At 65.6% G+C, this 19,861-nt stretch carries 19 protein-coding genes; 11 read left to right on the top strand and 8 right to left on the bottom strand.

Annotation, left to right across the window (positions count from 1 at the left end; all coding sequences use genetic code 11):
• Nucleotides 1-115 precede the first annotated feature (115 nt).
• A complete protein-coding gene (locus NJF35_RS17380; protein ID WP_253080750.1) occupies nucleotides 116-1,681 on the top strand; it encodes a SulP family inorganic anion transporter in 1,566 nt (521 codons plus the stop codon).
• Nucleotides 1,682-1,721: 40 nt separating this feature from the next.
• Here the strand turns inward: NJF35_RS17380 and aroE are convergent, their stop codons facing one another.
• Together aroE and hemF are read right to left on the bottom strand one after the other, a co-directional pair.
• The gene (aroE, locus tag NJF35_RS17385) at nucleotides 1,722-2,546 is read right to left on the bottom strand and encodes a shikimate dehydrogenase (RefSeq protein WP_225789946.1); all 825 of its coding nucleotides are present in this window, start codon (nucleotides 2,544-2,546) and stop codon (nucleotides 1,722-1,724) included.
• A 25-nt stretch (nucleotides 2,547-2,571) separates the two neighbouring features.
• A complete protein-coding gene (gene hemF, locus NJF35_RS17390; RefSeq protein WP_225789945.1) occupies nucleotides 2,572-3,483 on the bottom strand; it encodes an oxygen-dependent coproporphyrinogen oxidase in 912 nt (303 codons plus the stop codon).
• A gap of 135 nt (nucleotides 3,484-3,618) precedes the next feature.
• On the opposite strand from hemF, the gene NJF35_RS17395 reads away from it, so the two are divergent.
• The gene (locus NJF35_RS17395) at nucleotides 3,619-4,596 is read left to right on the top strand and encodes an NADPH:quinone reductase (RefSeq protein ID WP_225789944.1); all 978 of its coding nucleotides are present in this window, start codon (nucleotides 3,619-3,621) and stop codon (nucleotides 4,594-4,596) included.
• A 147-nt stretch (nucleotides 4,597-4,743) separates the two neighbouring features.
• On the opposite strand, the gene NJF35_RS17400 is transcribed toward NJF35_RS17395, so the two are convergent.
• The 3 genes from NJF35_RS17400 to dprA form a co-directional block, all read right to left on the bottom strand.
• Nucleotides 4,744-5,049 carry a DUF3077 domain-containing protein gene (locus tag NJF35_RS17400; protein ID WP_225789943.1) on the bottom strand — a complete coding sequence of 102 codons (306 nt, stop codon included), beginning with the start codon at nucleotides 5,047-5,049 and terminating at the stop codon, nucleotides 4,744-4,746.
• Nucleotides 5,050-5,425: 376 nt separating this feature from the next.
• Entirely contained in the window at nucleotides 5,426-5,983 is a 558-nt protein-coding gene (locus NJF35_RS17405; protein WP_225789942.1) for an L-threonylcarbamoyladenylate synthase, read from the bottom strand.
• A 37-nt stretch (nucleotides 5,984-6,020) separates the two neighbouring features.
• On the bottom strand, nucleotides 6,021-7,118 hold the full coding sequence (gene dprA / locus NJF35_RS17410) for a DNA-processing protein DprA (RefSeq protein WP_253091322.1): 1,098 nt from the start codon (nucleotides 7,116-7,118) through the stop codon (nucleotides 6,021-6,023).
• Nucleotides 7,119-7,327: 209 nt separating this feature from the next.
• On the opposite strand from dprA, the gene def reads away from it, so the two are divergent.
• The 5 genes from def to NJF35_RS17435 are packed head-to-tail and all read left to right on the top strand — an operon-like array spanning nucleotide 7,328 to nucleotide 11,862.
• Nucleotides 7,328-7,834 (top strand): peptide deformylase, encoded by a 507-nt coding sequence (gene def / locus NJF35_RS17415; RefSeq protein ID WP_225789940.1) that lies wholly within the window; start codon nucleotides 7,328-7,330, stop codon nucleotides 7,832-7,834.
• A gap of 60 nt (nucleotides 7,835-7,894) precedes the next feature.
• A complete protein-coding gene (gene fmt, locus NJF35_RS17420) occupies nucleotides 7,895-8,827 on the top strand; it encodes a methionyl-tRNA formyltransferase (RefSeq protein WP_253080747.1) in 933 nt (310 codons plus the stop codon).
• Nucleotides 8,824-10,134, top strand: coding sequence for a 16S rRNA (cytosine(967)-C(5))-methyltransferase RsmB (gene rsmB / locus NJF35_RS17425; protein WP_253091323.1), 1,311 nt, complete (start codon nucleotides 8,824-8,826; stop codon nucleotides 10,132-10,134). The genes fmt and rsmB overlap by 4 nt, the downstream gene beginning before the upstream one ends.
• A 25-nt stretch (nucleotides 10,135-10,159) precedes the next feature.
• Complete coding sequence (gene trkA, locus NJF35_RS17430; RefSeq protein ID WP_225789937.1) at nucleotides 10,160-11,533, top strand: Trk system potassium transporter TrkA; 1,374 nt, start codon at nucleotides 10,160-10,162, stop codon at nucleotides 11,531-11,533.
• An 11-nt stretch (nucleotides 11,534-11,544) separates the two neighbouring features.
• Nucleotides 11,545-11,862 (top strand): tetratricopeptide repeat protein, encoded by a 318-nt coding sequence (locus NJF35_RS17435; RefSeq protein ID WP_225789936.1) that lies wholly within the window; start codon nucleotides 11,545-11,547, stop codon nucleotides 11,860-11,862.
• A gap of 274 nt (nucleotides 11,863-12,136) precedes the next feature.
• Here the strand turns inward: NJF35_RS17435 and NJF35_RS17440 are convergent, their stop codons facing one another.
• A complete protein-coding gene (locus NJF35_RS17440; RefSeq protein ID WP_225789935.1) occupies nucleotides 12,137-13,024 on the bottom strand; it encodes a lysophospholipid acyltransferase in 888 nt (295 codons plus the stop codon).
• A 41-nt stretch (nucleotides 13,025-13,065) separates the two neighbouring features.
• Nucleotides 13,066-13,617 carry a DNA-3-methyladenine glycosylase I gene (locus tag NJF35_RS17445; protein WP_225789934.1) on the bottom strand — a complete coding sequence of 184 codons (552 nt, stop codon included), beginning with the start codon at nucleotides 13,615-13,617 and terminating at the stop codon, nucleotides 13,066-13,068.
• A gap of 83 nt (nucleotides 13,618-13,700) precedes the next feature.
• Between NJF35_RS17445 and glyQ the strand changes: the two genes are divergently transcribed.
• The 4 genes from glyQ to NJF35_RS17465 are packed head-to-tail and all read left to right on the top strand — an operon-like array spanning nucleotide 13,701 to nucleotide 18,048.
• On the top strand, nucleotides 13,701-14,648 hold the full coding sequence (glyQ, locus tag NJF35_RS17450; RefSeq protein WP_225789933.1) for a glycine--tRNA ligase subunit alpha: 948 nt from the start codon (nucleotides 13,701-13,703) through the stop codon (nucleotides 14,646-14,648).
• Nucleotides 14,645-16,699 (top strand): glycine--tRNA ligase subunit beta, encoded by a 2,055-nt coding sequence (glyS, locus tag NJF35_RS17455; RefSeq protein ID WP_253091324.1) that lies wholly within the window; start codon nucleotides 14,645-14,647, stop codon nucleotides 16,697-16,699. Before glyQ ends, glyS begins: the two co-directional genes overlap by 4 nt.
• A 4-nt stretch (nucleotides 16,700-16,703) precedes the next feature.
• On the top strand, nucleotides 16,704-17,234 hold the full coding sequence (gene gmhB, locus NJF35_RS17460) for a D-glycero-beta-D-manno-heptose 1,7-bisphosphate 7-phosphatase (protein ID WP_225789931.1): 531 nt from the start codon (nucleotides 16,704-16,706) through the stop codon (nucleotides 17,232-17,234).
• Nucleotides 17,235-17,277: 43 nt separating this feature from the next.
• Nucleotides 17,278-18,048 (top strand): lysophospholipid acyltransferase family protein, encoded by a 771-nt coding sequence (locus NJF35_RS17465; protein ID WP_225789930.1) that lies wholly within the window; start codon nucleotides 17,278-17,280, stop codon nucleotides 18,046-18,048.
• Between the two features lie 180 nt (nucleotides 18,049-18,228).
• Here the strand turns inward: NJF35_RS17465 and NJF35_RS17470 are convergent, their stop codons facing one another.
• Nucleotides 18,229-19,848 (bottom strand): MFS transporter, encoded by a 1,620-nt coding sequence (locus NJF35_RS17470; protein ID WP_225789929.1) that lies wholly within the window; start codon nucleotides 19,846-19,848, stop codon nucleotides 18,229-18,231.
• Nucleotides 19,849-19,861 lie beyond the last annotated feature (13 nt).

Raw genomic sequence — 19,861 nt, forward strand, 5'->3', positions numbered from 1 at the left:
GCCCTTTCGCGACACAAGGCCGCTCCCACATGCGCGATCCCTGTGGGAGCGGCCTTGTCGAGGGCACAGCCCTCGCCTGCGATCTCGAATGCTGACCGGATACCAGGAACAACGCATGCCCCGCCTCCATCTCCTGCTGCCTTTTCTCACCTGGCTACCACGCCAATCGGGCCGCAGCCTGCGCCAGGACCTGCTGGTCGGTCTGAGCGGCGCCATCCTCGCCCTGCCGCAATCGATCGCCTACGCCCTGATCGCCGGCCTGCCCGCCGAATACGGCCTGTACGCAGCCATCGTACCGGTGCTGGTGGCTTGCCTGTGGGGCTCGTCCTGGCACCTGATCTGCGGGCCGACCGCGGCCATTTCCATCGTCCTCTACGCCAGCATCAGCCCGCTGGCGGTCGCCGGCAGCGACGACTACGTCACCTTGGTACTGCTGTTGACCTTCCTCGGCGGCGTGTTCCAACTGCTGCTCGGCCTGCTGCGCTTCGGCGCGCTGGTCAACTTCGTCTCCCATTCCGTGGTGATCGGCTTCACCCTCGGCGCGGCGGTGGTGATCGCCCTCGGCCAACTGCCGAACCTGCTGGGCATGGACCTGCCAAGCCAGGCCACGGCATTGAAGACGGTGCAGGACCTGGCCAGCCATGCCGGCGAGGTGGACCTGCCCTCCCTGGCACTGGGCCTGCTCACCGTACTGATCGGGATCACCCTCAAGCTCTGGCGCCCACGCTGGCCCAGCCTGTTGATAAGCCTGGTGATCGTCAGCCTGCTGGCCTGGCTGTTGCCCGGCCTCTTCGGCCATGTACCGCGCGTGCCGGCCTTCGTCGGCCAACTGCCGCCGCTGAGCCCCCTGCCGCTGCTGGACCTGGAACTGATCCTGCGCCTGCTGCCCAGCGCCGTGGCGGTGGGCATGCTCGGGCTGGTCACCAGCCTGTCGATCGCCCGCTCCTTGTCGGCGCGCTCCGAGCAGTTGATCGATGCCAACCAGGAGATCCGCGCCCAGGGCCTGTCGAACATGGTCGGCGCATTGTTCTCCGGTTACCTGTCGTCCGGCTCCTTCACCCGCTCGGGGCTGAGCTACGACGCAGGCGCCCGCTCGCCGCTGGCCGGGGTGTTCTCGGCGCTGTGGGTGGCGCTGTTCGCCGTGGCGGGTGCCGGGTTGATCGCCCACCTGCCGATCCCGGCCATGGCCGGCAGCATCCTGCTGATCTGCTGGGGGCTGGTGGATCACCGGGCGATCCGCGCGCTATTTCGCGTCAGCCGCTCGGAGTTCCTGGTGATGGCGCTGACCGCCGCCGCCACGCTGCTGCTGGAGTTGCAGACGGCGATCTATGCCGGGGTGCTGGCCTCGCTGTTCTTCTACCTCAAGCGCACCTCGCGGCCACGGGTACAGCAGAGCCGGGAAGGGGAGGCCGATGTGCTGCGGGTCGGCGGCTCGATCTTCTTCGGCGCCGCGCATTACCTGCAGGTGCGCCTGCAGCGTTGCCAGGGGCCGCACGTGGTGATCGATGCGCGGCAGATCAACTTCATCGACTATTCAGGGGTGGACATGCTGCACCGCGAAGCCAGGCGCCTGACGCGCAACGGCGGCAGCCTGACCTTGCATCGGGCCCGTGCGCAGGTGATCGAGGAGTTGCAGAAGCTGGAAGGGGTGGAGCTGTGTCCGATCCGGTTCGAGGAGTGAAGGTGCCGGGGGCCGCTTTGCGGCCCCACAACACCAGGGCTCACCCCCGCGCCAACTGTCGCCTCAGTTCATCCAGCACCGGCCCGGTATCCGGCCGCACCCCACGCCAGATGAAGAACGCCTCGGCCGCCTGCTCGGCCAGCATCCCCAGCCCATCGAGTACCTTGGCCGCGCCCAGCTTCGTGGCCCACTGGCAGAACGGCGTCGGCTCCTTGCCGTACATCATGTCGTAGCACACCGTGCGCCCTGGCTCGACCAGGCTGTCGGCGATCGGCGGCAACTCGCCGGACAGGCTCGCCGAGGTGGCATTGATGATCAGGTCCACCGGCTCCTGCAGCCAGGCGAAGCCACTGGCGACCACCGGCCCCAGCTCATCGAACTCGCGGGCCAGTTGCTCGGCTTTCTCCACGGTACGGTTGGCGATCACCAGCGACTGCGGCCCATGCGCCAGGATCGGCTCCAATACCCCACGCACCGCCCCACCCGCGCCCAGGACCAGGATGCGCTTGCCAGCCAGCTCCACCCCGGCGTTGACGGTCAGGTCACGCACCAGGCCTGCGCCGTCGGTGTTGTCGCCCTGCAGGGTGCCGTCGTCCAGCTTGCTCAGGGTGTTCACAGCACCAGCGCGCCGGGCACGCGGCGTCAGGCTGTCGCACAGGCGGAAGGCTTCTTCCTTGAATGGCACGGTGACGTTGGCGCCACGGCCCTGCTTGAAGAAACCGCGCGCGCAGTCGCTGAACTCATCCAGCGGTGCCAGCAGAGTGCTGTATTCCAGGTCCTGGCCGGTCTGGTCGGCGAACAGGCGGTGGATCAACGGCGACTTGCTGTGGCCGATGGGGTTGCCGAAAACGACGTACTGGTCCATGGGGGCTCCTTAAGTTTCCACCGGCTTACTGGCTGAGCCAGTCGCGGTCCTGCAGGAAGTACTCGGTCAGGCGCGCTTCCTCGCTGCCCGGCTCGGGCTTCCAGTCGTAGCCCCAGCGCACCTGCGGCGGCAGCGACATGAGGATCGACTCGGTACGCCCGCCCGACTGCAGCCCGAACAGGGTGCCACGGTCGTAGACCAGGTTGAATTCCACGTAGCGCCCACGGCGGTACTCCTGGAATTCACGCTGCTGGGCCGTGTAGGGCGTGGCCTTGCGGCGCTGGACGATGGGCAGGTAGGCGTCGATGTAGGCATCGCCGATGGCGCGGATGAAGGCGAAGCAGGTGTCGAAGTCCCACTCGTTCAGGTCATCGAAGAACAGCCCGCCGATGCCACGCGGCTCGCCACGGTGCTTGAGGTGGAAATAGCGGTCGCACCAGGCCTTGTAGCGCGGGTAGACATCGGCGCCGAAGGGCGCACAGGCCTGCTCGGCGACCCGGTGCCAGTGGATGCAGTCTTCCTCATTGCCGTAGTAGGGGGTCAGGTCGAAGCCGCCGCCGAACCACCAGACCGGCTCCTCGCCTTCCTTCTCGGCGATGAAGAAACGCACATTGGCGTGGGAGGTGGGCACGTGCGGGTTGTGCGGGTGGATCACCAGCGACACGCCCAGCGCCTCGAAGCCACGGCCCGCCAGCTCCGGACGGTGGGCACTGGCCGACGGCGGCAGGCCGGCACCGAACACGTGGGAGAAGTTCACGCCACCTTTCTCGATCACCTTGCCCTCGCCGATCACCCGCGTGCGGCCACCGCCACCGGCTTCGCGCACCCAGGCATCCTCGACGAAGCGGGCGCCGCCGTCTTCGTTCTCGAGGGCAGAGCAGATGCGGTCTTGCAGGTCGAGCAGGTAGGCTTTCACGGCCTCGGTGCGGCTGGTCATCGGGTCACCTGGAAGGAGCGGAGAAGAAATTCGCCGGCTAGCATACCACCGGCGGCCGCCACGCCGCAGTTGACGGCGATCAAGCAAAGGCGTCCGATAGAGGGCCTGTCCCAATCCCGACAACAGGAGTGCGAGATGGCCAAGCGTATCCAGTTCAGCCAGCATGGCGGCCCAGAGGTGTTGCAGTGGGTCGAGTTCGATCCGGCCCCACCCGGCCCGCAGCAGGTTCGCGTGCGTAACCATGCGGTCGGCCTGAACTTCATCGACACCTACTTTCGCAGTGGGCTGTACGCACCGCCCGCACTGCCTTCGGGCCTGGGCACCGAGGCGGCCGGCGTGGTCGAGGCGGTGGGCGAGGGGGTGACCCGCCTGCAGGTCGGCGACCGTGTGGCCTACGCCGGCGGGCCGCTGGGCGCCTACAGCGAGGTGCACACCTTGCCGGAGGCCAACCTGGTCAAGTTGCCAGAGGCGATCAGCTTCGAACAGGCCGCGGCGGTGATGCTCAAGGGCCTGACCGTGCAGTACCTGCTCAAGCAGACCTACGCCGTGCAGCATGGCGACATCATTCTGTTCCATGCCGCCGCCGGCGGGGTCGGCTCCCTGGCCTGCCAGTGGGCCAAGGCCCTGGGCGCCAAGCTGATCGGCACCGTGAGCTCGGCTGAAAAGGCCGAACGCGCCAAGGCGCTGGGGGCGTGGGAAACCATCGACTACAGCCGCGAGGACGTGGCGCAGCGGGTGCTGGAACTGACCGACGGCAAGAAGTGCCCGGTGGTCTACGACGGCGTGGGCGCCGACACCTGGCTGACCTCGCTCGACTGCCTGCGCCCGCGCGGGTTGATGGTGAGCTTCGGCAATGCCTCCGGCGCGGTGACCGGCGTGAACCTCGGCATCCTGGCGCAGAAGGGCTCGCTGTACGTCACCCGGCCGACCCTGGCGTCCTATGCCAACAATGCCGAGAACACCCAACTGATGGCCGATGACCTGTTCGGCATGATCACCAGCGGCAAGCTGGTGGTGGATATCCAGCAACGGTACCCGCTGAGCGAGGCGGCCAAGGCACAAGCGCAATTGTCGGCGCGCCGGACGGTGGGTTCGACGGTCCTGCTGCCCTGAACCAGGGGCCGCTCTGCGGCCCATTCGCGGGCAAGCCCGCTCCCACAGGGTTCTGAGTCGATCACCAACGATGTGATTTGCAGGGCCATGTGGGAGCGGGCTTGCCCGCGAATGGGCTAGACCTGATGAGGCTCTGCCTGCCTTGCTTCAGGCTCCCTGCTGCCCCGTTGGCGCAGACTCAATGTCATCCAGCATGGCCTCCACCAATCCCTCGGCCATCTCGATCGCATGCAAGCTCGACCAGTACATGCCTCGACCTGATTCACCCAGGTGGTCAAGCGCCTTGTAGCCGGTTTCGTAGGCACAGCGCAGGTAAAGCGCTACGTGGACCAGAGCATCGTGGGCGCAGATGTCGGGGTTTACGGTGAAGAGGGGTGGGTGACCGGCGTCGCAACGGCCGAAGGGGTGGGTAGTGGTAGAAGGAAGGGGTGGATCCGGTACGATTTTTTTCATGGTGCGCTCCTGATGATTGGAGCTGACACTCACCCGTTACCACACGGTTTGGGTGGCAGCTGTACGCGGGGTGGTAAGCCGGGCAGGAGGCTAGTCCCGGTAGGCACGAAGCCTCCCGCGCACAGCCGCCATAGGCTGTGAACCGCCTGAAATATCCGGGTTACCACACCCGATCGCCAAGTTGTTCGGCGACGGTCTGGAGCCTAGAGGCAGGAGTTCCCACTGAGAAGGTGATGGCGGTCGACAGGGTTCGTAGGATATTTCCCGAATTGCGAGTCAGATAGCTATCTCAGGCCAGAATCAGAAAAGTCTGCGGGGTTTTCTGGGCGGGGCTTGCCCACGAATCGGGGGCGTAGCCCCCGCCGAGAACAACCGGTTACCCCGGTCGAACGACTTCCCCAGTCGCCAGATTGCGAATCACGCTCGGATGCTTGCGCCCCCCCAGCGCCCCACCCAGCACCAGGTCCAGCTGGCCATGGAAATACTGCTCCACCCGCAACCGGCTCTTGGCCGCCGGGCGCCCGCCGGGGTTGGCGGAGGTCGAGATCAGCGGCCCTACCAACGCGCACAGCTCCCGCACCAGCGGATGATCGCTGACCCGCAGCGCCACGGTGTCATGCTCCCCGGTCACCCACTCGGGCAACAGGTCCTGATGCGGCACCAGCCAGGTGTTCGGCCCCGGCCAGGTACTGCCCATGCGGTCGATCCAGTCCTGTGGAAAATCCTCGAACAGGAAATCGAACTGGCGGATATTGTCGGCCACCAGGATCAGCCCCTTGTCCACAGGCCGCGACTTGAGCGCCAGCAGGCGATACACCGCGTCTTCGTTCCACGGGTCGCAGCCCAGGCCCCAGACCGCCTCCGTCGGATAGGCGATCACCGCGCCCGCCCGAATCTCACGTGCGGCTTGTTGCACACGCCAACTGCTCACCATCGTCGTCTCTCCGCATAAAGGCTGACGCGCAGTTTACTTAGCCGGCCCGGGCAAACCAACGCCCGGCTTCATTACCGACCCGCCCCTGCAGTTCGAGCTCGGTGAGGCTGGCCAGCACCTGGGCCAGCGGCTGGCCGCTGCGCTGGGCGAGCCCTTCGCTGGTCTGGGGGGCCGCCAGGAGCAGGGCGAGCAACGGATGATCGGGTTCGTCCACAGGCGCGGGAGGCAGGTTCTGCCAGCCGCGCAGGCTTTCCAGGATCTGTTCCACGCTTTCCACCAGCAGCGCGCCGTCGCGGATCAGTTGGTGACAGCCCTTGGCACCGGGATGATGGATCGAACCTGGAATCGCATAGACCTCCCGCCCCTGCTCGGCAGCCAGCCGGGCAGTGATCAGCGAGCCGCTGGCCAGGCTCGCCTCCACCACCAGCACGCCCAACGACAAGCCGCTGATGATCCGATTGCGCCGGGGGAAGTTGCCAGCGAGCGGCCCGGCATCGAGGGGATACTCGGAAACGAGCGCGCTGCCCCTGTCGATAATCGCCTGGGCCAACTCACGGTGGCGCTGTGGATAAAGTTTTTGCAGGCCCGTGCCAAGCACGGCGATCGTCTGCCCTTCGGCCTCCAGCGCGGCCCGATGAGCGGCGCCATCCACCCCCAGCGCCAGCCCGCTGGTGATGGTGAAACCAGCCCGGGCCAGGCACCGGGCAAACGCAGCAGCGGTATCCAGGGCAGGGGGTGAAGCACGTCTACTCCCAACGATAGCCAGCTGTGGCCGCTCCAGCAAAGCCGGGTTGCCCGCGACGAAAAGCAGCGGTGGAGCATCGTCCGTTTCGGCCAGCAAGGCCGGATAGGCAGGGTCGTCCCACATCAGCAAATGCTGCTCGGGACGCTCTAGCCAGGCCATTGCGGCGTTGGCACCGTCACGCACCTCGGCGCTGCGGCGGGCCTCGGCACAGGCTGCGGGCAACCCCAGCGAACGCCACGCGCTGGCCGGCGCCGTGAGTGCCGACGAGGCGCTGCCGAAGGCTTCGATCAGGGTACGCAAGCGCCGCGCCCCCACTTCGGGAAGACGATGCAGGCGCAATCGCGCCTCCAGTTCGGCAGGTGGGCAAGCGGCGCAAAAAGGTGGGGTCATGGCGGATCATCCTTGATCGACAGAGGGGTATCCACGTGGCACAACCTGTGGATAACTTTGTTGATAATACTTTGACAACCTGTCCATCGAATGAGGGACGAGGCGTCCTTTCACACCCTAGCCGAGCTTTGCCAGGTGCCGAATTCCCCGTTTCCCTTTATTATGTGTGTTCAGTTTTCAACCGAACGCACAGTGACTGCCTGACCCCTATGGCCATTCTGAACATTCTCGAATTCCCGGACCCGCGCCTGCGCACCATCGCCAAACCGGTGACGGAAGTCGACGACGCCCTGCGCCAGCTGATCGATGACATGTTTGAAACCATGTACGAAGCCCCTGGCATCGGCCTGGCCGCCACCCAGGTCAACGTGCACAAGCGCGTGGTGGTCATGGACCTGAGCGAGGACCGCAGCGAGCCGCGCGTGTTCATCAACCCCGAGATCGAGGAACTGACCCACGACATGGGCCAGTACCAGGAAGGTTGCCTGTCGGTGCCTGGCTTCTACGAGAACGTCGACCGCCCGCTGCGTGTCAGGGTCAAGGCCCTGGACCGCGATGGCAAGCCCTACGAGCTGGAGGCCGAGGGCCTGCTGGCGGTGTGCATCCAGCATGAGTGCGACCACCTCAACGGCAAGCTGTTCGTCGATTACCTGTCACAGCTCAAACGCGACCGGATCAAGAAGAAGCTGGAAAAGCAGCACCGCCAGCAAGCCTGATCCACCCCTTCCAGAAGGCTTGCCACGGCAAGCCTTTTTCTTTTTTGAAGCGAGAACTCCATGCGCATCGTCTTCGCAGGCACACCAGAGTTTGCCGCCGAACACCTCAAGGCCTTGCTCGACAGCCCCTATGACGTGGTGGCCGTCTACACTCAGCCGGACCGCCCGGCCGGGCGTGGCCAGAAGCTCATGCCCAGCCCGGTCAAGCAACTGGCCATGGCCCACGACATCCCGGTGTTCCAGCCGCCGACCCTGCGCAACGCCGAGGCCCAGGCAGAGCTCGCCGCGCTCGCCCCAGACCTGATGGTGGTGGTCGCCTATGGCCTGATCCTGCCCCAGGCGGTGCTCGATATCCCGCGCCTGGGCTGCATCAACAGCCACGCCTCCTTGCTGCCGCGCTGGCGCGGCGCGGCGCCGATCCAGCGCGCCGTGGAAGCGGGCGACGCCGAGAGCGGCGTCACCGTGATGCGCATGGAGGCCGGCCTGGACACAGGCCCGATGCTGCTCAAGGTGGTCACCCCCATCGGCGCCGAGGACACCGGCGGCAGCCTGCACGACCGCCTCGCCGAGATGGGCCCACCCGCCGTGGTGCAGGCCATCGCCGGCCTTGCCGATGGCAGCCTGCAAGGCGAGGTGCAGGACGATGCCCTGGCCACCTATGCACACAAGCTGAACAAGGACGAGGCGCGCATCGACTGGAGCCGCCCGGCTGTCGAGCTGGAACGTCTGATCCGTGCCTTCAACCCGTGGCCGGTGTGCCACAGCACCCTCGACGGGGAAAGCGTGAAGGTCCTGGCCGCGACCTTGTCCACAGGCACGGGCACCCCCGGCGAGATCCTCAGCGCCAGCAAGGATGGCCTGGTGGTCGCCTGCGGCGAGCAGGCGCTGTGCCTGACCCGCCTGCAACTGCCCGGCGGCAAGGCCCTGGGCTTTAGCGACCTGTTCAACAGCCGCCGCGAGAAGTTCGCCAGCCACAAGGTACTCGGCCAATGAACCCACGCCTGGCCGCCGCCCGCGCCCTGGCCGCCGTGCTCAGTGGCAAGGCCTCGCTGAACAGCTCGTTGCCGGCGCAGTTGGACAAGGTCGAGGACCGTGACCGGGGCCTGGTCCAGGACCTGGCCTTCGGCACCGCCCGCTGGCAACCACGCCTGGAGCTGCTGGCCGCGCAGTTGCTGCAAAAGCCCTTCAAGGCCGCCGACAGCGATGTGCAGGCGTTGCTGCTGGTCGGCCTGTACCAGCTGTTCTATACGCGCATCCCGGCCCACGCCGCCATCGGCGAGACCGTCGGCTGCGCCGACAAACTGAAGAAGCCTTGGGCCAAGGGCTTGCTCAATGCCGTGCTGCGCCGCGCCCAGCGCGAAGGCGAGGGCATCCTCGCGGGCATGGCGCGCGACCCAGTGGTACGCACCGCTCACCCACGCTGGCTGCAGAAGTCGCTCAAGGCCTTCTGGCCCGAGCAGTGGGAGGCCATCTGCGCCGCCAACAATGCCCATCCGCCGATGATCCTGCGGGTCAACCGTCGCCACCACAGCCGCGACGCCTACCTGGCCCTGCTGGCCGAGGCCGGTATCGCCGCCAGCCCCTGCCGGTACAGCCGCGACGGTATCCTGCTGGCCGAGGCCTGCGACGTACGCGGCCTGCCGGGTTTCGCCGAAGGCTGGGTCAGCGTGCAGGATGAAGCCGCGCAACTGGCCGCCGACCTGCTGGAGCTGGCACCCGGGCAGCGCGTGCTGGATGCCTGCTGCGCACCGGGTGGCAAGACCTGCCACCTGCTCGAAGCCGAGGCCGGCCTGGGCGAGGTCGTGGCCATCGACCTGGAAGAGAAGCGCCTGGCGCGGGTCCGCGAGAACCTCGAGCGCCTGGGCCTCGACGCCCGGCTGATCGCCTGCGATGCCCGCGACACAGCCAGTTGGTGGGACGGCAAGCCGTTCCAGCGCATCCTGCTGGACGCTCCGTGCTCGGCCACCGGCGTGATCCGCCGCCACCCGGACATCAAGCTGACCCGCCAGGCCGACGACATTCCGGCCCTGGCCGCCCTGCAAGGCGAGCTGCTCGATGCCCTGTGGCCGACCCTGGAAGTCGGTGGCATGCTGCTCTATGCGACCTGCTCGAGCCTGCCGACGGAAAACACCGACGTGATCGACGCCTTCCTCGCCCGCACCCCAGGCGCCCGCGAGCTGGACCTGGCGACCGAGGCTGGCCTGCGCCAACCCCATGGTCGCCAGTTGCTGGCCCAGGAAGGCGGCCACGACGGCTTCTACTATGCCAAGCTGATCAAGATCGCCGCCTCGCGCGGATAAGCAAGCACAAGGACCAGGACTCGCGATGAAGATCATCATCCTCGGCGCAGGGCAGGTAGGCGGTACGCTGGCAGAACACCTGGCCAGCGAAGCCAACGACATCACCGTGGTCGACACCGACGGCGACCGCCTGCGCGACCTCGGCGACCGCCTCGACATCCGCACCGTGCAGGGCCGTGGCTCGCTGCCCACGGTGCTGCGCCAGGCCGGTGCCGACGATGCCGACATGCTGGTGGCGGTGACCAACAGCGACGAGACCAACATGGTGGCCTGCCAGGTCGCCTACACGTTGTTCCACACCCCGACCAAGATCGCCCGGGTGCGTGAATCCGCCTACCTGACGCGCGCCGAGCTGTTCGACAACGAAGCCATCCCGGTGGACGTGCTGATCAGCCCCGAGCAGGTGGTGACCAACTACATCAAGCGCCTGATCGAGCACCCCGGTGCCCTGCAGGTGATCGACTTCGCCGAGGGCAAGGCCCAGCTGGTGGCGGTCAAGGCCTACTACGGTGGCCCCCTGGTGGGCCAGCAACTGCGCCAGATCCGCGCCCACATGCCGAGCATCGATACCCGCGTGGCGGCGATCTTCCGCCGCGACCGGCCGATCAAGCCCCATGGCGACACGGTGATCGAGGCCGACGACGAAGTCTTCTTCATCGCCGCCAGGGGCCACATCCGCGCGGTGATGGGCGAGCTGCGCCGTATCGACGAAACCAACAAGCGCGTGGTCATCGCCGGTGGCGGGCAGATCGGCGAACGCCTGGCCGAGGCCATCGAGAGCCGCTACCAGGTGAAGATCATCGAGATGAGCCCGGCGCGTTGCCGCCACCTCTCCGACACCCTGGAAAGCACCGTGGTCCTGCAGGGCAGCGCCTCGGACAAGGACCTGATGCTCGAGGAGAACATCTCCGACGCCGACGTGTTCCTGGCCCTGACCAACGACGACGAGGCCAACATCATGTCCTCGCTGCTGGCCAAGCGCCTGGGTGCACGCAAGGTGATGACGCTGATCAACAACCCGGCCTATGTCGACCTGGTCCAGGGCGGCGACATCGATATCGCCATCAGCCCGCAGTTGGCCACCATCGGCACCCTGCTGGCCCACGTGCGCCGTGGCGACATCGTCAGCGTGCATTCCCTGCGCCGTGGTGCGGCCGAGGCCATCGAAGCGGTGGCCCATGGCGACTCGAAGTCGAGCAAGGTGATCGGCAAGGCCATCGAGGACATCGCCCTGCCGCCAGGCACCACCATCGGCGCGATCATCCGCGACGAGGAAGTGCTGATCGCCCACGACGACACGGTGATCGAGGCGGGCGACCATGTGATCCTGTTCGTTGTGGATAAGAAGCATATCCGTGACGTGGAGAAGCTGTTCCACGTGGGGCTGAGTTTCTTCTAGGAGGAAGCAGCATGCGCGAATCACTGGAGAAGATGCTGGCCAAGGGTGTGGACAACGCCCTGCTGCGATTCGGCCTGGGCAAGGCCTGGCTCGACGAAGGCAACGGTGCCGAGGCGGCCGTGCACCTGGCGCGTTGCGTCGAGCATGATCCGAAGTATTCGGCGGCATGGAAGCTGCTGGGCAAGGCGTACCAGCTGCAGGGCGACCTGGCGGCGGCGCGCAAGGCCTGGGAGGAGGGGATCGTGGCGGCGCAGGGCCATGGCGACAAGCAGGCCGAGCGGGAGATGATGGTGTATCTCAAGAGGCTGGATAAAGCGTCGAAGCCCTGAAAAACCTTGCAGGGCGCCGTGCCGCTTCAGAACGTTCAGTTGCCTTTGGGGCCGCTTCGCGCCCCATCGCCGGCAAGCCGGCTCCCACAGGGGTGGCCAGTGCTGCGCGCAAATCATGTGGCATGCAGAGGACGCTGTGGGAGATTACCCAACCTTTGGGCTGCGCTGTCACGCAGAGAACTGATAGTGGCTTTACGCGGCCCCTGTGGGAGCCGGCTTGCCGGCGATGGGCTGCAAAGCAGCCCCAAATGGCAGGCATCGGGCCCAGCGCCACTCAGTACCAGCGCGCCTCGCCCGCCGGGCGCTTCTTGAAGCGTTTCATGCTCCACATATACTGGCTCGGGTACTCGCGCACATAGCGTTCGACCACCTTGCTCATGGCCGCCGCCGACACCGTCACGTCCTCGCTGTACATCTCCTGCGGCGCCGCCTCCAGGAACACCTTGAACCCCGACCCATCGGGCAGGCGCAGGGCATGCAGGAACACCCCCACGGCCTTGCCGCCGGCCAGCATGTTCGGCACGAACTTGCTGGTCAGGGCCTGGGTGCCGAGGAACGGCACGAACACCCCGGCGGACTCGGCCGGCTCCGGGTCGGCGGGAATGCCCACCTGGCCGCCACGGCGCACTTCCTTGATCACGCTGAGGATGCCTTCCTTGGTCGAAGGCGCCACCCGGTTGCCCATCTGCACCCGCTGCTCACGCAGCAGGTCGTCCACCGCCTTCAACTTGGGCGGTCGGTAGAAGATGATCGGCTTGCACTGGCTGCAATAGAAGTGGTTCAGCACCTCCCAGTTGCCCAGGTGGCTGGTGATGCCGACCACGCCCTTGCCCGAGGCCAGGGCCTGCTCCAGCACTTCCAGGCCGTGCACCTCCTTGACCAGCTCCAGCGAACGCTGCGGTGGCCAGATCCAGGCACAGGCGCTCTCGACGAAGGACTTGCCGATGTCCATCAGCGCACGGCCGACGAGCTTCTCGCGTTCGGCCGGGTCCATCTCCGGGAAGCACTTGGCCAGGTTGATGCGCACCACGTTGCGCGAGCCGTTGGGGACCTTCCACATGAGCCAGCCGATACCCGCGCCGACGCGCTGTACCGCGCTCCAGGGCAGCTTGGCGAACAGTCGCAGCACCCCGACCATCAGGGCGCCCTTGAATTTTTCCACAGGCCGATTCCTTATTTCTGCAAGGCGCGCATTGTAACCTTTCAGCGCAGCAGGGCGGCGTAGCGATCGCAGTCGGTGGTGTGGTCCATGACCATGCCGGTGGCCTGCATGAAGGCGTAGCAGATGGTCGGGCCGACAAAGGTGAAACCGGCTTTCTGCAGGGCCTTGCTCATGGCCCTGGCCTCGTCGGTGACCGCCGGCACTTCGCTACGGTCCTTGAAATGGTTGACCTTCGGCACACCGCCGACGAACGACCACAGCCATTCGCCAGGGTTATCCACAGCCAGCCAGGCCCGGGCATTGCGCCGGGCGGCGTTGAGCTTGAGGCGGTTGCGGATGATGCCGGGGTCGAGCATCAGTGCGTCGATCCGTTCGTCGCTCATCTGCGCAAGCTGCACCGGGTCGAAGCCGTGCAGCACTTGCCGGTAGCGCTCGCGCTTCTTCAATACGGTGATCCAGGAGAGCCCGGCCTGGAACCCTTCGAGCAAAAGCATCTCGAAGAGCAACGCCGGGTCACGCTGCGGCGTTCCCCACTCCTGGTCGTGATAGGCCTGGTACAACGGATCGTCGGTACACCAAAAGCAGCGTGGCATAAGGCTCCAATGAGTAGAGGGCGAGGCGAATCAGGTTATACTCCCGCTCTTTACATCCGCATCCCCAGATACAGGTGAATTTCGTGAGCCAGCCTACGCCAGCCGTGCGTACCTTCCAAGACCTGATCCTCGCCCTGCAGCAGTACTGGGCGGAGCAAGGTTGTGTGGTGCTTCAGCCCTACGATATGGAAGTAGGCGCCGGCACATTCCATACCGCCACCTTCCTGCGCGCCGTCGGCCCGGAAACCTGGAACGCCGCCTATGTGCAGCCCAGCCGTCGTCCAGGCGACGGGCGGTATGGCGAGAACCCCAACCGCCTGCAGCACTACTACCAGTTCCAGGTGGTGCTCAAGCCGAACCCGGCCAACTTCCAGGAGCTGTACCTGGGCTCGCTGAAGGCGATCGGCCTGGATCCGCTGGTCCACGACATCCGCTTCGTCGAAGACAACTGGGAATCGCCGACCCTCGGTGCCTGGGGCCTGGGTTGGGAAATCTGGCTCAACGGCATGGAAGTCACCCAGTTCACCTACTTCCAGCAGGTCGGCGGCATCGAGTGCTACCCGGTCACCGGTGAGATCACCTATGGCCTGGAGCGCCTGGCCATGTACATCCAGGGCGTCGACTCGGTGTACGACCTGGTCTGGGCCGATGGCCCGTTCGGCAAGGTCACCTACGGCGATGTGTTCCACCAGAACGAGGTGGAGCAGTCGACCTACAACTTCGAGCACGCCAACGTCGACAAGCTGTTCGAACTGTTCGACTTCTACGAAAGCGAAGCCAACCGCCTGATCAAGCTGGAGCTGCCGCTGCCGACCTACGAAATGGTCCTGAAGGCTTCCCATACCTTCAACCTGCTCGACGCCCGCCGCGCCATCTCGGTGACCGAGCGTCAGCGCTACATCCTGCGCGTGCGTACCCTGGCCCGGGACGTGGCGCAAAGCTATCTGCAAGCCCGTGCGCGCCTGGGCTTCCCGATGGCCACCCCTGAACTGCGTGACGAAGTGTTGGCTAAGCTGGAGGCTGCACAATGAGTGCTCAAGATTTTCTGGTCGAACTGGGCACCGAAGAGCTGCCACCCAAGGCCCTCGCCAGCCTGGGCGACGCCTTCCTGGCCGGTATCGAGAAAGGCCTGCAGGCCGCTGGCCTGAACTACACCGGCAAGCAGGTCTATGCCGCCCCGCGTCGCCTGGCCGTGCTGATCCGCCAGCTGGACGTGCAGCAGCCTGACCGCAGCATCAATATCGACGGCCCGCCCCGCCAGGCCGCCTTCGACGCCGAGGGCAACCCGACCCAGGCCGCCCTGGGCTTCGCCAAGAAGTGCGGCGTCGACCTCGCCGAGATCGACCAGAGCGGCGCCAAGCTGCGCTTCTCCCAGCACATCCCGGGCAAGCCGACCACCAGCCTGTTGCCGACCATCGTCGAGGATTCGCTCAACGACCTGCCGATCCCCAAGCGCATGCGCTGGGGCGCCAGCCGCGAAGAGTTCGTGCGCCCGACCCAGTGGCTGGTGATGCTGCTCGGTGACCAGGTGGTCGACTGCACCCTCCTCGCCCAGCAGGCCGGTCGCGAGTCCCGTGGCCACCGTTTCCACCACCCGCAGAATGTGGTCATCACCACCCCGGCCAACTACGTCGAGGACCTGCGCAAGGCCTACGTGCTGGCCGATTTCGCCGAGCGCCGCGAACTGATCGCCAAGCGTGTCGCCGAGCTGGCCCTGCAGCAGGAAGGCAGCGCCATCGTGCCGCCGGCGCTGCTGGACGAAGTGACCGCCCTGGTCGAGTGGCCGGTGCCGCTGGTCTGCTCGTTCGAGGAGCGTTTCCTCGAGGTGCCGCAGGAAGCGCTGATCACCACCATGCAGGACAACCAGAAGTACTTCTGCCTGCTGGACAGCGAAGGCAAGCTGCTGCCGCGCTTCATCACCGTGGCCAACGTCGAGAGCCACGATCCGAAGCAGATCGTGCTGGGCAACGAGAAGGTCGTGCGTCCGCGCCTGACCGACGCCGAGTTCTTCTTCAAGCAAGACAAGAAGCAGCCGCTGGAAACCTTCAACGAGCGCCTGAAGAACGTGGTGTTCCAGGCCCAGTTGGGCACGGTCTACGACAAGGCCGAGCGCGTTTCCAAGCTGGCCGCGTTCATCGCCCCGCGCATCGGCGGCGATGCCCAGCGTGCTGGCCGCGCGGGCTTGCTGTCCAAGTGCGACCTGGCCACCGAGATGGTCGGCGAATTCCCTGAAATGCAGGGGATCGCCGGCTACTACTACGCCCTCAACGATGGCGAGCCGGAAGACGTCGCCCTGGCCCTGAACGAGCAGTACATGCCGCGCGGTGCCGGCGCCGAGCTGCCACAGACCCTGACCGGCGCCGCCGTGGCGGTGGCCGACAAGCTCGACACCCTGGTCGGCATCTTCGGTATCGGCATGCTGCCCACCGGCAGCAAGGACCCGTACGCCCTGCGCCGTGCCGCCCTGGGCGTGCTGCGCATCCTGATCGAGAAGCAGCTGGACCTGGACCTGACCGAAGCCGTGGACTTCGCCGTCGCCCAGTACGGCGCCAAGGTCAAGGCCGCTGGCCTTTCCGAGCAGGTGCTGGAGTTCGTCTTCGACCGCCTGCGTGCGCGTTACGAGGACGAAGGCATCGATGTCGCCACCTACCTCGCGGTACGGGCCCTCAAGCCAGGTTCGGCGCTCGACTTCGACCAACGTGTGCAGGCTGTGCAGGCGTTCCGCAAGCTGCCGGAGGCCGAGGCCCTGGCAGCGGTGAACAAGCGCGTGTCGAACCTGCTGGGCAAGGCCGAAGGCGCCATCGCCGAACAGGTCGAGCCGAAGTACTTCGACAATGCCAACGAGTTCTCCTTGTACTCGGCGATCCAGCAGGCCGACCAGGCCGTGCAGCCCATGGCTGCGGCGCGCCAGTACAGCGAGACCCTGGCTCGCCTGGCAGCCCTGCGCGACCCGGTCGACGCCTTCTTCGAGGCGGTGATGGTCAACGCCGAGGACGCCAAGGTGCGCGCCAACCGTTATGCCCTGCTCAGCCGCCTGCGCGGCCTGTTCCTGGGCGTGGCCGACATCTCGATGCTGGGGTAAGGCCTTGAAGCTGCTGATTCTTGATCGGGACGGAGTGATCAACTTCGACTCCGACGCCTACATCAAGTCGCTGGAGGAGTGGATCCCCATCCCCGGCTCGATCGAGGCCATCGCGCAGTTGAGCAAGGCGGGCTGGACGGTGGCCGTGGCCACCAACCAGTCCGGCATTGCCCGCGGCTACTACCCGCTGGAAACCCTCGAGGCCATGCATGCGCGCCTGCGCGCGCTGGTGGCCGAGCAGGGCGGCGAGGTGGGCTACATCGTGCATTGCCCGCACGGGCCGGATGATGGCTGCGATTGCCGCAAGCCCAAGCCCGGCATGCTGCGGGCGATCGCCGAGCACTACCAGGCCGACCTCTCCGGCGTCTGGTTCGTCGGCGACAGCCAAGGTGACCTGGAGGCCGCCCTGGCCGTCGGTGCACAACCGGTGCTGGTGAAGACCGGCAAGGGTGAACGGACGCTGGAAAAAGGCGTCCCCCAAGCCACACTGGTTTTTGATGATTTGGCGGCCATCGCCAGAGAACTTACTCGATAGTGCGCCGCCTGGCGCACTTTTTCATAAGGCGGTACATGCCACTATGTCGATCCTGCAGGCGATCAGAGTCTTTCTTTTTTACCTGCTGCTGGGCACCAGTTCGTTGCTGTGGTGCACCCTGAGCTTCTTTGTCGCGCCCTTCTTGCCGTTCCGTAAACGCTACCGCTTCATCAACGTCTACTGGTGCCGTTTCGCCGTTGGGCTGGCGTGGGTCGTGCTGGGGATCCGCTACAAGATCACCGGCGCCGAGAACGTGCCGAAAGAGCCCTGCGTGATCCTCTCCAACCACCAGAGCACCTGGGAGACGTTCTTCCTCTCGGCCTACTTCGAGCCCTTGAGCCAGGTGCTCAAGCGCGAGCTGCTCTATGTACCGTTCTTCGGCTGGGCCATGGCCATGCTGCGGCCCATCGCCATCGACCGGAACAACCCGAAAGAGGCCTTGCGCCACGTCGCCAGCAAAGGCGACGAACTGCTCAAGCAGGGCGTGTGGGTGCTGATCTTCCCCGAGGGTACCCGCGTGCCCCATGGCCAGGTCGGCAAGTTCTCCCGCGGCGGTACCGCCCTGGCGGTGAACGCCGGGCTACCGGTGCTGCCAGTGGCGCATAACGCCGGCAAGTTCTGGCCACGTGATGGCTGGGGCAAGCGCCCGGGTACCATCGAGGTGGTGATTGGCGAACCGATGTATCCGGTAGGTACCGGCCCACGGGCGATTGCCGAACTCAACGAGCGTGCCCAGGCCTGGAACGAAGCGGCCCAGCGGGCCATGGGTTCGCTGCCGCCGGTGGCGGAAAATCCGGCGCAGCAGAGTGCCTGACGATCTGTGGATAACTTGTGAGCAATTTTTGGATTAGCGGTGTAGAAAATAATGCAACTCGTTGAATTCATTACTTATTTCAACGAGCGTCATTTTTCTGGAAATCGTGCATAAGTTTTTTCGCAGGCATAAGAAAACCGGCTTTTACAGCCGGTTTTTTTTAGCGGCCGCTATTGGCCATCAGACCTTGTCGATATCCACATCCCGAGTCTCCTTCAGGCAGAAGATCCCCACCACCAGGCTCACCCCGGTGATCAGCACCGGATACCAAAGCCCGTAGAAGATATCCCCGGTATACACCACCAGCGCGAACGACACGGTCGGCAGGAAGCCCCCGAACCAGCCATTGCCGATGTGGTAGGGCAGTGACATGGAGGTGTAGCGGATGCGGGTCGGGAACAGTTCGACCATCACCGCCGCCAACGGCCCGTAGGTCATGGTGGCAATGAGGATCATGGCCACGATCAGCACCACCACCATCACCTGGTTGACCTGTTCCGGATCCGCCGTGGCCGGGTAGCCAGCCAGGTCGATGGCCGCGCGCATGGCTGCCTCGTCGAAGCCGGTGATGGTCTTGTCGCCGATGCTCACCACCACGTCGGACCCGGTGGCATCCACCGAGCTGTAGGGCAGGCCCTGCTTGACCAGGAAGGTCTTGACCTTGTCGCAAGGGCTGTCGAAGCGCGCCTTGCCGACCGGGTCGAACTGGAAGGTGCAGCCCTGCGGATCGGCCGTGACGACGATGGGGGCCTGGCGGCTGGCGGCATCGATCTGCGGGTTGGCGTAATAGCTCAGGCCCTTGAACAGTGGGAAGTAGGCCAGCGTGGCCAGGAGCAGGCCAAGCATCAGGATCGGCTTGCGCCCGACCCGGTCCGACAACCAGCCGAAGAACACGAAGAACGGTGCCCCGATCACCACGCTGATGATCAGCAGCGTGTTGGCCTGGGCCGGGTCCATCTTGAGCATCTGGGTCATGAAGAACAGCACGTAGAACTGTGCCGTGTAGAAGGTCACGGCCTGGCCGGCGTTGATGCTGAACAGCGCGGTCAGCACCACCTTGAGGTTCGGCCAGGAGGTGAACGACTCACGGATCGGCGACTTGCTCACCTTGCCCTGGGCTTTCATTTTCACGAAGGCTGGGGACTCGTGCATGCTCATGCGGATCCAGGTGGAAATCCCCAGCAGCACGATCGACAGCAGGAACGGCAGCCGCCAGCCCCAGGTTTCGAACTGGTCGCCGCTGATATAACGGCTGCCCAGCACCACGACCAGCGACAGCAGCAGGCCGAGGGTGGCGGTGGACTGGATGAACCCGGTATGGAAACCGCGCTTGCCGGGCGGCGCATGTTCGGCCACGTAGGTCGCCGCGCCACCGTATTCACCGCCCAGGGCCAGGCCCTGGAGCATGCGCAGCACCACCAGGATGATCGGTGCGGCGATGCCGATGCTGGCGTAGGTGGGCAGCAGGCCGACGGCGAAGGTCGACAGGCCCATCAGCACGATGGTCACCAGGAAGGTGTACTTGCGCCCGATCATGTCGCCCAGGCGGCCGAACACCAAGGCGCCGAAGGGCCGCACCAGGAAGCCGGCAGCGAAGGCCATGAGGGCGAAGATGAAGGCGGTGGTGTCGTTGACGCCGGCGAAGAACTGCTTGCTGATCACCGCGGCCAGCGCACCGTAGAGAAAAAAGTCATACCACTCGAACACCGTCCCGAGGGATGACGCGAAAATGATCTTGCGTTCCTCGCGTCGGCTGTCGCTGGTCGCCGCCGCGCCTTGCTCTTGGATGTAATCCGACATCGTTGCTGTCCTC

The organism is Pseudomonas guariconensis, from assembly GCF_024127895.1.
GTDB lineage: Bacteria > Pseudomonadota > Gammaproteobacteria > Pseudomonadales > Pseudomonadaceae > Aquipseudomonas > Aquipseudomonas guariconensis_B.

Coding starts and splice junctions, on each gene's coding strand:
- def (WP_225789940.1), top strand. CDS start 7,328: ATGGCCATTCTGAACATTCTCGAATTCCCGGACCCGCGCCTGCGCACC.
- rsmB (WP_253091323.1), top strand. CDS start 8,824: ATGAACCCACGCCTGGCCGCCGCCCGCGCCCTGGCCGCCGTGCTCAGT.
- NJF35_RS17380 (WP_253080750.1), top strand. CDS start 116: ATGCCCCGCCTCCATCTCCTGCTGCCTTTTCTCACCTGGCTACCACGC.
- NJF35_RS17445 (WP_225789934.1), bottom strand. CDS start 13,617: ATGCCACGCTGCTTTTGGTGTACCGACGATCCGTTGTACCAGGCCTAT.
- NJF35_RS17465 (WP_225789930.1), top strand. CDS start 17,278: ATGTCGATCCTGCAGGCGATCAGAGTCTTTCTTTTTTACCTGCTGCTG.
- trkA (WP_225789937.1), top strand. CDS start 10,160: ATGAAGATCATCATCCTCGGCGCAGGGCAGGTAGGCGGTACGCTGGCA.
- NJF35_RS17395 (WP_225789944.1), top strand. CDS start 3,619: ATGGCCAAGCGTATCCAGTTCAGCCAGCATGGCGGCCCAGAGGTGTTG.
- hemF (WP_225789945.1), bottom strand. CDS start 3,483: ATGACCAGCCGCACCGAGGCCGTGAAAGCCTACCTGCTCGACCTGCAA.
- NJF35_RS17405 (WP_225789942.1), bottom strand. CDS start 5,983: ATGGTGAGCAGTTGGCGTGTGCAACAAGCCGCACGTGAGATTCGGGCG.
- NJF35_RS17435 (WP_225789936.1), top strand. CDS start 11,545: ATGCGCGAATCACTGGAGAAGATGCTGGCCAAGGGTGTGGACAACGCC.
- NJF35_RS17470 (WP_225789929.1), bottom strand. CDS start 19,848: ATGTCGGATTACATCCAAGAGCAAGGCGCGGCGGCGACCAGCGACAGC.
- glyS (WP_253091324.1), top strand. CDS start 14,645: ATGAGTGCTCAAGATTTTCTGGTCGAACTGGGCACCGAAGAGCTGCCA.
- aroE (WP_225789946.1), bottom strand. CDS start 2,546: ATGGACCAGTACGTCGTTTTCGGCAACCCCATCGGCCACAGCAAGTCG.
- fmt (WP_253080747.1), top strand. CDS start 7,895: ATGCGCATCGTCTTCGCAGGCACACCAGAGTTTGCCGCCGAACACCTC.
- dprA (WP_253091322.1), bottom strand. CDS start 7,118: ATGACCCCACCTTTTTGCGCCGCTTGCCCACCTGCCGAACTGGAGGCG.
- NJF35_RS17400 (WP_225789943.1), bottom strand. CDS start 5,049: ATGAAAAAAATCGTACCGGATCCACCCCTTCCTTCTACCACTACCCAC.